Raw genomic sequence first — 12,466 nt, 5'->3', positions numbered from 1 at the left:
TTTTTATTTATATGAAATTAATTTTTTCAGAGTAATTTATGAAAACATTAAAAATATTTTTGTTTTCTTTGCTATTGTGGTTACAATATTCTCTTTGGCTAGGAAAAAATGGTATTATAGATTATATAAAAATATATAAAAAAGTTGTAATGCAAAAAAAAAATAATGAATTTCTTGAGATGCGTAACAATCAGATAATCTTAGAAATTAAAAATTTTCATAATCATATTAATAACAATAAAAAAAAATATGAAACTTATATAAATTTTTTAAAATAAAAAAATATTTATTTGTATTATATTTAAATAAAATTTTTTATAGTATTATTTTGGATATAAAATGATCTTAATTAATTCATTTGAACCAAAAATTATAGCTATTGTGCCTGCTGCTGGAATAGGTAGCAGAATGAAAATGGATTTACCTAAACAATATATAAAAATTCGAAATCGTACTATTCTCGAGCATACTTTAAGAACATTATTATTACATCCGAACATAGTTCGTATAATTGTAAGTTTAAATAAAAAAGATCATTATTTTAATAAATTATCCATATCATCTAATCTTCGTATTATTTCTGTGATTGGTGGTAAAAAAAGAATGAATTCAGTCTTATCAGGCTTGATAGCAGCAGAAAAAAATGTTGATTGGGTTATAGTCCATGACGCAGTTCGTCCATGTTTAAGTTATAAAGATTTAGAAAAATTAATATCTATTATTAAAAAAAATCCAGCAGGTGCTCTTTTAGCAAGACCAGTTTCTGATACTATTAAATATAGTAATCTAACGCAAGAAAAAGTATTATATACTGTACATAGAAAGCACTTGTGGCATGCCTTGACTCCTCAGTTATTTCAAATAAATTTGCTAAAAGATTGTTTAAAAAAAATTACTAAAGATAAAATCAGTATAACAGATGAAGCATCAGCACTAGAATATTGTGGATATAATCCGTTGCTAGTTATCGGTAGTTGTAGAAATATTAAAATTACTTGGCCTGAAGATCTTATTCTTGCGAATTTTTATTTAAAAAACATAATTTAAATAAATAAAAAAGGACATTTTTATGAGAATTGGATACGGTTTTGATCTTCATACCTTTGGAAGTACAAAACCATTAATTATCGGTGGTGTTTTAATTCCTTATCATAAAGGCTTGATTGCTCATTCTAATGGTGATTTATTAATACATGCGGTAATAGATTCATTATTAGGTGCTGCCGCGATGGGTGATATTGGTACTTTTTTCCCAAGTGATAATCAAATATATAAAAACATCGACAGTAGAATTTTATTAAAAAAAATTTTTAAAAAAATTGAATCAAGAAATTATAATATAAGTAATATCGATGTTACTATTATTGCAGAAGATCCAAAAATGTCACCTTACATATTTTTTATGAGATCAAATTTATCATTAGACCTAAATACTCAAATAGACAACATTAGTATTAAATCCACAAGTTCTCAAAAAATAGGGTGTATTGGAAGAAAAGAAGGGATTGCTTGTCAAGCAATTGCGATGATTATAAAAAATAAAAAATGCATTTAAATAGATAAGACATTCCTTTAATTTTTTGAATATATGAAAAACATTATGTAAGAAATTTATTTCTTATTAAATCAAATAGATAAAATCAATGCAATTAAAAATTTTTTTATTTAAATTGTTTTTTTTAATACTTTTATTATTTTTTTGCAATCATTTTGTGTCTGGACTTCCTATTAGTTATCGAAATTATTCTAATTTTCATTCTAATAAAAAGTATATAAAAGATTTTTTATTTTTAAAAAAAAATGAATGTTTTTCATTTTTAAAATCTAAAAAAATATTTTCTTTAAGACAAGATAAAATTATTATTGGTAATAATAATTTTATTGGTTTTTTTCAAGGAAATCGATTTAAAATATTTTATGTTGTGAAATTCAAAGATACTTTGTATTCTATTGCTAAAAATTCTGGTTATAATTATTATGAATTATCTAAATTTAATTCTATAAAAAAACCTTATAAAATAATTGTAGGTCAAAAAATATGGATGGGAGATTTTTTGATTCATGACAATACAAATAATTGTTCTATTATAAATTCAGAAAACAATGCTATAAAAAAATACAGTTCTTGTGAATCTATTTTTAAAAAACCATTAAATATTACAAATTTTTTAAAAGATAATATAAAATCGACTAAAATATGCTTTTTTTGTAGTAAAAAATTAAGAATTTTTAATAATTTTTCACATTTAAAATCTTTTGATTTTTCTAATCACTGGTATTGGCCTGTTAAAAATACAAATATTCAATATTTGTATAATAATAAATTAGATAATAAAAAAATAGAAATTTCCGGTTTTAAAGGACAACCGGTTTTTGCTGCAGCGAGAGGAGAAGTTGTAGTTGTAACTGATTTATTTGAAAAATATGGTCGATTAATTATTATTAGACATAACAAAAATTACCTTAGTATTTATGCTTTTAATGATTCGGTTTTAGTAAAAGAAAAAGATAAAGTATATGAAAAACAGCAAATTGCCACGATGGGATGTATATCAAATACTGATTTAGCGCGACTTTATTTTGAAATACGTTATCTCGGGGAATCTGTAAATCCATTAAATATTTTACCTAAAATTAATAAAAATTTCTGATTTTTTAGAACTCAAAAATATTAAAAATTTTTATTAATCTATTTGATATTTTATTATATGTATTTTAAATAATATGAATGACGATGATTATATAGTAATTATAATTTTATAAGTAAAAAGTTATATAGTACAAATTAAACAATATATTATTCTAATTTTAAAGTGATATATAAGATTATTAACGATAAATTATATTATAAATTTTTAAAAAATACTTGATTGATAAAATCTTCGAATTATTAATTATTGTTTATTAAAAAATTAATGAATTTATATTAATATTTTATTTTAATAAAAAAATCTGTAAACAATTTTTGTTAGAAATTTTAATATAAAAAATATTTATATATGTTAATTATTATACTATTTTAAATGGATTCAATTTTTTTTACTAAATAAGAAGCAGGCATATTATAGAAATACCTGATTCTTTTTGAAAAGGTTATATTGTCGTGAGGAAACTATAATGCAGATTTAATTTCTTTTAAACCATAGAAAGGTGCTTTTTTCTTACCTAAATTCTCTTCAATTCTAATTAATTGATTATATTTTGCAGTTCTATCAGAGCGACTCATAGAACCGGTTTTAATTTGTCCTGCTGCCGTTCCTACAGATAAATCTGCTATAGAAGCATCTTCTGTTTCACCTGAACGATGAGAAATAATAACACCATAGTTTGCTTTTTTTGCCATTTTTATAGCTTCAATAGTCTCAGTTAACGTGCCAATTTGATTTGGCTTTATTAATATAGAATTTGCAATTCCTTTTTTTATGCCATTTTTTAAAATAGTTGTATTTGTGACAAATAAATCATCGCCTACTAATTGCATTTTATTGCCTAGTACATTAGTTTGATATAAAAAACCTTCCCAATCAGATTCATCTTGACCATCTTCAATTGAAACTATCGGGTATTTTTTAGATAATTTTTCTAGATAATGAGTAAATTCTCTTGAAGAAAAAGAAATATTTTCCCCTTTTAGTCGATATTTTTTTTCATTTTTATGATATAATTCTGATGCAGCACAATCTATTGCCAATCGTATATCTTTTCCTAATTTATATTTAGTCCTATGTATCGCGTCTTGAATGATATTTAAAGCTTCCTCATTAGATTTTAAATTTGGTGCATATCCTCCTTCATCTCCTACTGTTGTACTCATTCCTCTTTCTTTCAGTAATTGACCCAGTGTATAAAATACTTCACAGCCTATCCGTATAGCTTCTTTTATTGTTTTTGCACTAATTGGTTGAATCATGAATTCTTGAATATCAATATTGTTATTAGCATGTTTTCCACCATTAATGATATTTATCATTGGTAGTGGCATAGAAAAAATACCTGGTGTATTGTGCATTTCTGAAATATGTTCATATAAAGGTATTCTTTTCGATGCAGCAGCTGCTTTTGCAACAGCTAAAGATACAGATAAAATCGAATTTGCACCTAATTTAGATTTATTAATTGTTCCATCTAAGTTAATCATAATCTGATCAATATCACTTTGATTTTTAGCGTTTTTATTTTTTAATGCACTAGATATTTTTTCATTTATTAATAAAACGGCTTTTTTTACTCCTTTTCCCATAAATCGATTTTCATCTTTATCTCTTAACTCTAAAGCTTCTAAGGAACCTGTTGAAGCTCCAGAAGGAGAAGAAGCTAATCCAACAAACCCACTTTCTAAATGTACTTCAGATTCTACAGTAGGGTTTCCTCGAGAATCTATTATTTCACGAGCTATAACTTTTATAATTTTAGACATTTTTATCCTTAATATATTTTAAAATTTTCTTTCTGTTTTCCTGCTGATTTTATAAAGTCTATGAACAATGGATGTCCATCACGTGGTGTAGAAGTAAATTCAGGATGAAATTGACACGCTAAAAACCATGGATGATTAGATAATTCTATAATTTCTACTACATTATTATTTTTAGAACGTCCTGTTACCTGTAATCCTGCTTCTTCTATTTTTTTTAATAGAAGATTATTTACTTCATATCTGTGTCTATGTCTTTCTATAATAATTTCTTGATTGTATAGTTTTCGAGACAAACTATTTTTTGTTAATTTACAAGGTTGACTCCCTAATCTCATAGTACCACCTAAGTTTATGTCGTTTTCCTTTTTATTATAATATTTATATGTACTATTATGCCAGTTTTTTATTAAATCAATAATAGGATACTTACATTTAGGATCAAATTCTGTTGAATTTGCTTCTTTAATTCCAACAATATTTTGCGCGAATTCTATAATTGCTATTTGCATACCTAAACAAATACCAAAATATGGAATATTATTTTCTCGTGCATATTGTATAGATAATAATTTTCCTGTTATACCTCGATCACCAAAACCTCCAGGTATTAAAATTCCATTAAGGTTTTTTAAGGTTGTAAAATTTTTATTTTCTATATTTTTAGAGTCAATTAATTGTATGTTGACTTTAATTTTATTTTTAAAACCTGCATGTTGAAGAGCTTCTATAACTGATTTATATGCATCAGGTAATTTAACATATTTTCCAATAATCCCAATTACAACACTATTATTATAATTTTTTTCTGCATAAATTACTTCTTCCCATTCTCTTAAATTAGCTTCAGGAACATTTAATTTGAAATATTCGCAAATATAATCGTCTAATTTTTGATTTTTTAGTAATTTTGGTATTTTATATATTGAATTTACATCTTTTAGAGATATAACAGCATTAACTGGTACATTGCAAAACAACGCTATTTTTTTTCTTTCATTAAGTGGTACAGTATGTTCAGATCGACAAATTAAAATATCTGGTTGTATTCCTATTGAAAGTAATTGTTTGACTGAGTGTTGTGTAGGTTTTGTTTTTATTTCACCTGCTGTAGCAATATAAGGTACTAATGTTAAGTGTATATATATAACGTTTTTGCGTCCGATATCTACTGCCATTTGACGAATTGCTTCTAAGAATGGAAGAGATTCAATATCACCAACAGTTCCACCTATTTCTACAAGAATAATATTACTATTTTTTGAGCCTAAAATAATTCTTTCTTTAATAGCATTAGTGATGTGAGGTATTACTTGAATAGTAGCTCCTAAGTAGTCACCTCTTCTTTCTTTTTTTAAAACTTGGGAATAAACCGCACCTGTAGTGAAATTATTCAAATATGTCATTTTGGTATGAATAAAACGTTCATAATGCCCTAAATCTAAATCTGTTTCAGAGCCATCTTCAGTAACAAATACTTCTCCGTGTTGAATAGGACTTATTGTACCAGGGTCCACGTTAATATATGGATCCAGTTTTATAATTGTTGTTTTTAAGTTTCGTGCTTTTAATATTGCACCTAATGAAGCAGCTGTAATACCCTTTCCTAAAGACGAGACAACTCCACCAGTAATAAAAATATAATTTTTAGTCATGCTAAATATAAAAATATTAGTTAAAATGAATAAGTGTTTAATTTAAAATATTTTATAATAATTTTAAATTATAAAACATCTTAATTAAGATAAAAATTTTTATAGAAATATATTTACTTTTTTCTTTATTATATTTTGATTTAAAATACAAATTTAAGATTATATACTCGTATTAATTATTCGTAATGTTTTTTATTTTAATTTTTTTACATTCCATGTGTCACGCAAGCTAACAGTGCGATTGAATACTAAATAATCTTTTTTAGAATCTATGCAATCTATACAAAAATAACCAATTCTTTCAAATTGAAAAAATAATTTTAGATTGTTATCATTAATTTTTTGTTGTATTTTTTCTCCTATTGTTTTTTCTATAAATCCATATCTTGTTGTTAAAGAGTCGGAGTTAATATATGATAAAAAATTTTTTTGTTGTTCCGGGTTTTTTATATTAAATAATTGATTATATAATCTAAATTCTACTGGAAGCGTGTTTTTTTCTGAAATCCAGTGTATTACTGAAGGGTTTTTATTATTTTTTGGTTTTTTTCCTAAAGTATTTAGATCACAATAGCATATTATATTAATAATATTATTATATTGATCTTTTTCTATTTTTTCTGCTCTAATTATGTAAGCATATCTTAGACGTATTTTTTCACCTAGTTTTAATCTTTTATATTTCTTATCATATTTTTCTTTGAAATCTGAACGTTCAATATATAAAGTATTAGTAAAAATAATTTCATGAGTACCCATTTCAGGATGATTGGGATGATTGGGAACTATAAATTTTTCTTTATGATTTTCATTTAAATTATATAAAAATATTTTAATTGGTTCTAATACAGCCATAGTACGTATAGCAGTTTCATTTAATTCTTTTCGAATACAATGTTCTAACATAGAAAATTCTATTAGATTATTTTGTCTAGTCACTCCAATTTTTTGACAAAAATTTTTGATAGAAGATGGTGTATATCCTTTTCTTCTTAAACCAGAAAGTGTAGGAATTCGAGGATCATTCCAGCCGTCTATAATTTTTTTATCAATAAGTTTTTTTATTTTTCTTTTAGATAAAATTGAAAATTCTAGATTAAGTCGAGAAAACTCGTATTGTTTAGGATAATGTGTAACACTGGTGTGCTTTAAAATCCAATTATATAAAGATTTATTATCTTGAAATTCTAGTGTACATAATGAATGGGTAATTCCTTCGATAGAATCAGAAAGACAATGAGCAAAATCATACATAGGATATATGCACCATTTTTTTTGGGTCTGATGATGTTCAGTGAAAATAATTCGATATAAAACAGGATCACGCATAACAATAAAATCAGATTTCATATCTATTTTAGCACGTAAACATGCTTCTCCTTCAGATAATTCTCCTTTTTTCATTTTTTTAAAAAGTTCTATATTTTCTTCTATAGTTCTATTTCTATAGGGGCTATTTTTTCCTGGAGTATTTAAAGTACCTCTATATTCACGTATTTGTTCTTTTGTCAACTGATCTACATAAGCTAAACCTTTTTTAATTAATTCTTGTGCATATTGATATAGTTGCGAAAAATATTCAGAAGAATAACGAATATTACCACACCATTTATAACCCAGCCAATTAATGTCATATTTGATAGAGTTGATATATTTAATATTTTCTTTTAATGGGTTTGTATCATCAAATCGAAGATTACATTGTCCTTTGTATAGATATGCGAGCTCAAAATTCAAACATATTGATTTCGCATGGCCAATATGAAGATGTCCATTTGGTTCGGGTGGAAAACGAGTGCAAAAAGATAGATTTTTATTTTCATTAAAATCATTGTTGATAATTTGACAAATAAAATTTTTACGTTTGTTTTTTATCTCAGTATTCATTATATTCCTAGTATTAATTTTTTCAATTAAAATAATTTTGTTGATTATTCAATTTATATATTATAAAATATATTTCTATTATAGAAAATATTTTTGTTAGGCTACGTAGCTCAGTCGGTTAGAGCACAGCACTCATAACGCTGGGGTCATGGGTTCGATTCCCGTCGTAGCTACCATTTTACCAAAAAGCGGGAGTGGCGAAATTGGTAGACGCACCAGATTTAGGTTCTGGCGCCGTAAGGTGTGCGAGTTCAAATCTCGCCTCCCGTATATTATAAAAAAATTTTTTCATAAACTTAATAAAATATTAAAATAATGGGGTATAGCCAAGTGGTTAAGGCACCGGTTTTTGATACCGGCATCCCTGGTTCGAATCCAGGTACCCCAGCCAATCTAAAAAATATCTTTTATTTTAACTTCTCAATTAAATAGTTTTATTAAAATCATAAAGAATAAAATATTGCTATTTAAAACTATTAATTCAATATTATATATTGAATTTCAATTAAATCAGATCAAAAATCTACTATTTTTCTAATTTAGAGTTTTATTTAAAATAAAAATAGTTTTTTATATTATGAATATAAATCAATTAAAAAAAAAAGCAGCATGGGCTGCATTAGATTATATTTATCCTGGTACTATTATTGGAGTAGGAACTGGTACAACTGTTTCTTATTTTATTGAAGCTTTAAGTACAATAAAAAATTTGATATATGGAGCAGTGTCCAGTTCTAATTCTTCTACTTCATTATTAAAAAAACAAGGTATAAAAGTATTTAACTTAAAAAATTTTAATTCACTTACTATTTATGTTGATAGTGCTGATGAAATTAATCATTGTATGCAGATGATTAAAGGTGGAGGAGGGGCTTTAACGAGAGAAAAAATTATTGCTACAATGGCAAAAAAATTTATTTGTATTATTGACAAAACAAAAAAAGTAAATGTTCTTGGAAAATTTCCACTTCCTGTTGAAATTATCCCAATGGCTTTTTCTTACATTTTACAGGAAATGGTAAAAATTGGAGGCATACCAAAATATCGGAAAAATTTTATAACAGATAATGGAAACATAATTATAGATGTATATAATTTATGTATAAAAGATCCTTTATCTATGGAAAAAAAAATAAATTCATTACCGGGAGTAGTTACAGTAGGTATATTTGCTTCTAGAAGTGCTGATGTTGTTTTAGTTGGAACACAAAATGGAATAAAAACTATTAAGAAAAAAATGAATTCTTAAAGAGGTAGAACAATATTAACTTTTTGTAGAAAATAATTCTGTTCTTTATATTTTTAAAATAATTTTAAGAAATGGTTTTTTTATCTTAAATATTATTTAATGTAAGTAGATATATATAAAATTATTTAAAATATTTTGTTAGAAAAAAGATATTATCTTCTATGTTTTGTAGAGATATTTCAATTATTAAATTAATTATTTTTAACAAAATAAGTTTAAAATTAATCATAATTCAAGAAATTTACTACTCTTACTTCATCAAAAAATTGTAAAAATTTTAATTGAATTTTAGTAAAAAAATTGTTTAATGCTTAATAACTTTTTTTTAAAATACCATAAAAAATAAAAATATATTATTTTATTTTATTAAATCACCAAATTTTGTTTGTAATGCAGTAATAACTGCGAGAGCAGCTGTTTCTGTTCTTAAAATTCTAGGTCCTAATCTCATTGGAATAAATCCATATTTAATAATTTTTTGAATTTCATTGTTTGAAAAACCTTTTTCAGATCCAATAATTATTCGAATATATTTTATAGATTTTTTTAAGTAATTCATTGTTAATGTAGAACTCGGATGAAAAATAATTTTTATATCATTACTTGCATTTTTTTCACACCATGAAAAAATATTTGTAGGGGTTTTAATCTTTGGTATAACGTTACGATTACACTGTTGACATGCAGAAATTGCTATTTTTTCCCAACGTTTCATTTTATTAAATATATTAATGTTTTTTTTTTGAAAATAACTGTTTTCAAAAAATAATGGTGTGATCATATTAACACCCATTTCAATTGATTTTTGAATAGTAAAGTCCATTTTTTCATTTTTGGAAATAACTTGTCCTAAATGAATATGAAGCGGAGATTCAATATTTTTTAATTCACTTTTAAAAATTTTAATTTGAATTATTTTCTTAGAAATATATATTATATTAGCAAAAAAAATATAGTTAGTATCGTTGAATAACTCTAATATATCTTGAATTTTCATTCTCAAAACTTTTTTGATGTAATGTATATTTTCTTCTGATAAAAAGTAAGTTTTATTAATTTCTAAATAGTTTTTAATGTATATACGTGGTATATTTTTTTTCATATTTTCTTTTTTTTTATTTTTTATAACATTTTTTGTAAATATAATTATTATGATTGCCTTGTATTCTAAATATTAATTTTTCTCTTTCGCATTCCCACTTTGTAACGGGAAAAATTTTATTCCACATTGAAAATGTTTTTTTTTCTTTTTTAGACAAAATGATATTGTATTTTTTACTCATGTAAAAATAAGTTCTAGCTATAGTACCTCTAGCTCTTTCAGGTGGTTCTGCTATTTTTCTTTGAAAATCTATTTTCATATTGCATCTTCCATACTGTGAAATATTATGGTTTACTTGCCCATATACAAAATTAGAACGGTCTGCATTTATTTCTCCAATAACGGGTTGTAAATTATGAAGATCAGATTCAATATATTGGTATGTTGTATCTGCAATACATTTTTTACGACCTCCTTTTTTCCAGCATTTTTTATGATGTCCAAATTGCCATGCTGGTACAACATGTTCCCATTCAATTCTTGTTGCACGATTTATATTTTTTCGAATTTTGTATCCACAAGAATATAGATCAGGAATACCTTTTTTTTGTTTCCAAATAATTTTACATCCACAATAAAAAGAACCCGGGGCATTTTTATGTATTTTTATTGATACAATTTTCGCTTGATAGAAATTTTTTATCGTATTTTTTTTTAAATTGTTTTTTTTATTTGAGAATAAAAAAAAAACATACTAATTATAATAATTAAAATTTTCTTTATCATTTTTATTTTTTCTATTTTTAAAAAATAAATTTTTTATAATGTTTTTTTAAAAATTAAAAACATATCGTTATTTTTTCTTGCTTTAAAAATATACTATATTTGACATATTAACAATAAATATCTAGTTATAACTTTTTATTTTAAAAAATATTATAATGAAGTAAGATTTTATTATAAATTTAAAAAATTTAAATCTCAATATATCTTATGTTTGATTGTTGTATGTTAAAAAAATTTTAAATTTTTTAAAAACTATAGAGATAAAATTATTTTGAAATAAGGTAAATAGAATATGACTGAATATCTTTTTACATCTGAATCAGTTTCAGAAGGTCATCCAGATAAGATTGCTGATCAAATTTCTGATGCATTACTTGATGAAATACTTAAACAAGATCTTAAAGCACGTGTTGCTTGTGAAACTTATGTTAAAACAGGTATGGTTTTAATTGGTGGAGAGATTACAACAACTGCATGGGTTGATGTGGAAGAAATTACCCGAAATACTATTAATAATATCGGTTATATTAATTCTGATTCTGGATTTGATGCTAATTCTTGTGCAGTTTTAAGTGCAATTGGAAAACAATCACCTGATATTAATCAGGGTGTAGATCGTTCTGATCCTTTAAAACAGGGAGCTGGAGATCAGGGAATTATATTTGGTTATGCTACTAATGAAACTGAATTTTTAATGCCAGCACCTATTACTTATGCTCATCTTTTAATGAAAAAACAATCTGAACTGAGAAAAAAAAATATTCTACCTTGGTTAAGACCTGATGCTAAAAGTCAAGTTACATTTAAATATAACAATGGAAATATAATAGGAATAGATACTGTAGTTTTTTCTACACAACATGAGGAAAATATTACTCAAAATCTTTTAAAAGAAGCTGTGATGGATGAAATTATTAAACCAGTACTACCAAAGAAATGGTTGACAAAGCATACAAAATTTTTTATCAACCCTACGGGTAGATTTGTTATAGGAGGTCCTATGGGAGACTGTGGTTTAACAGGTCGTAAAATTATTGTTGATACATATGGAGGCATGGCTAGACATGGAGGAGGTGCTTTTTCTGGAAAAGATCCTTCAAAAGTAGATCGATCTGCAGCATATGCAGCTAGATATGTAGCTAAAAATGTTGTTGCTTCTGGTTTAGCTGATCGTTGTGAAATTCAACTTTCATATGCGATTGGTATAGCCGAACCTATTTCTATTATGATAGATACTTTTAAAACAGGAAAAATAAGTAATAGTTCTTTGATTTTTTTAATTCGCAATGTTTTTGATTTACGTCCATATGGATTAATTAAAATGCTAAATCTTCTTCAGCCTATTTATTTAAAAACAGCAGTTTATGGGCATTTTGGTAGAGAGGAGTTTCCATGGGAAAAAATTGATAAAATAGATGAATTATCTCAATAAA

Annotated in this window: 11 protein-coding genes and 3 tRNA genes; 9 read left to right on the top strand and 5 right to left on the bottom strand. The window is 25.0% G+C overall.

The window, feature by feature from the left end:
• The first annotated feature begins 38 nt into the window (after positions 1-38).
• The 4 genes from D9V71_RS02140 (at position 39) to D9V71_RS02125 (ending at position 2,651) form a co-directional block, all read left to right on the top strand.
• Positions 39-278, top strand: a complete 240-nt coding sequence (locus tag D9V71_RS02140; RefSeq protein ID WP_158340734.1) for a septum formation initiator family protein — start codon at positions 39-41, stop codon at positions 276-278.
• Positions 279-339: 61 nt separating this feature from the next.
• Positions 340-1,047 carry a 2-C-methyl-D-erythritol 4-phosphate cytidylyltransferase gene (gene ispD / locus D9V71_RS02135; protein WP_158340733.1) on the top strand — a complete coding sequence of 236 codons (708 nt, stop codon included), beginning with the start codon at positions 340-342 and terminating at the stop codon, positions 1,045-1,047.
• A gap of 22 nt (positions 1,048-1,069) precedes the next feature.
• Positions 1,070-1,555: a 2-C-methyl-D-erythritol 2,4-cyclodiphosphate synthase gene (ispF, locus tag D9V71_RS02130; protein ID WP_158340732.1), complete on the top strand. Its 486-nt coding sequence runs from the start codon at positions 1,070-1,072 to the stop codon at positions 1,553-1,555.
• A gap of 157 nt (positions 1,556-1,712) precedes the next feature.
• On the top strand, positions 1,713-2,651 hold the full coding sequence (locus D9V71_RS02125) for a peptidoglycan DD-metalloendopeptidase family protein (protein WP_244278908.1): 939 nt from the start codon (positions 1,713-1,715) through the stop codon (positions 2,649-2,651).
• Between the two features lie 461 nt (positions 2,652-3,112).
• On the opposite strand, the gene eno is transcribed toward D9V71_RS02125, so the two are convergent.
• The 3 genes from eno to glnS form a co-directional block, all read right to left on the bottom strand.
• Positions 3,113-4,417 carry a phosphopyruvate hydratase gene (gene eno / locus D9V71_RS02120; protein ID WP_158340730.1) on the bottom strand — a complete coding sequence of 435 codons (1,305 nt, stop codon included), beginning with the start codon at positions 4,415-4,417 and terminating at the stop codon, positions 3,113-3,115.
• 8 nt (positions 4,418-4,425) lie between these two features.
• Complete coding sequence (locus D9V71_RS02115; protein ID WP_158340729.1) at positions 4,426-6,069, bottom strand: CTP synthase; 1,644 nt, start codon at positions 6,067-6,069, stop codon at positions 4,426-4,428.
• 192 nt (positions 6,070-6,261) lie between these two features.
• Positions 6,262-7,956 carry a glutamine--tRNA ligase gene (gene glnS / locus D9V71_RS02110; protein WP_158340728.1) on the bottom strand — a complete coding sequence of 565 codons (1,695 nt, stop codon included), beginning with the start codon at positions 7,954-7,956 and terminating at the stop codon, positions 6,262-6,264.
• A 99-nt stretch (positions 7,957-8,055) separates the two neighbouring features.
• Here glnS and D9V71_RS02105 point away from each other — a divergent pair.
• The 4 genes from D9V71_RS02105 (at position 8,056) to rpiA (ending at position 9,205) form a co-directional block, all read left to right on the top strand.
• Positions 8,056-8,132 (top strand) — tRNA-Met (locus tag D9V71_RS02105).
• Between the two features lie 12 nt (positions 8,133-8,144).
• Positions 8,145-8,226 (top strand) — tRNA-Leu (locus tag D9V71_RS02100).
• Positions 8,227-8,272: 46 nt separating this feature from the next.
• Positions 8,273-8,347, top strand: a tRNA-Gln gene (locus D9V71_RS02095).
• Positions 8,348-8,533: 186 nt separating this feature from the next.
• On the top strand, positions 8,534-9,205 hold the full coding sequence (rpiA, locus tag D9V71_RS02090) for a ribose-5-phosphate isomerase RpiA (RefSeq protein ID WP_158340727.1): 672 nt from the start codon (positions 8,534-8,536) through the stop codon (positions 9,203-9,205).
• Between the two features lie 358 nt (positions 9,206-9,563).
• Here the strand turns inward: rpiA and D9V71_RS02085 are convergent, their stop codons facing one another.
• Together D9V71_RS02085 and D9V71_RS02080 are read right to left on the bottom strand one after the other, a co-directional pair.
• Positions 9,564-10,349: a 16S rRNA (uracil(1498)-N(3))-methyltransferase gene (locus tag D9V71_RS02085; RefSeq protein ID WP_432207085.1), complete on the bottom strand. Its 786-nt coding sequence runs from the start codon at positions 10,347-10,349 to the stop codon at positions 9,564-9,566.
• On the bottom strand, positions 10,321-10,950 hold the full coding sequence (locus tag D9V71_RS02080) for an endonuclease (protein WP_167553845.1): 630 nt from the start codon (positions 10,948-10,950) through the stop codon (positions 10,321-10,323). The genes D9V71_RS02085 and D9V71_RS02080 overlap by 29 nt, the downstream gene beginning before the upstream one ends.
• A gap of 375 nt (positions 10,951-11,325) precedes the next feature.
• On the opposite strand from D9V71_RS02080, the gene metK reads away from it, so the two are divergent.
• Positions 11,326-12,465, top strand: a complete 1,140-nt coding sequence (gene metK, locus D9V71_RS02075; RefSeq protein ID WP_158340725.1) for a methionine adenosyltransferase — start codon at positions 11,326-11,328, stop codon at positions 12,463-12,465.
• The last annotated feature ends 1 nt before the right edge of the window (position 12,466 follow it).

The organism is Buchnera aphidicola (Macrosiphum euphorbiae) (assembly GCF_005237295.1).
Lineage (GTDB): Bacteria > Pseudomonadota > Gammaproteobacteria > Enterobacterales > Enterobacteriaceae > Buchnera > Buchnera aphidicola_AP.
This window is presented reverse-complemented; position numbering and strand designations above follow the sequence as displayed.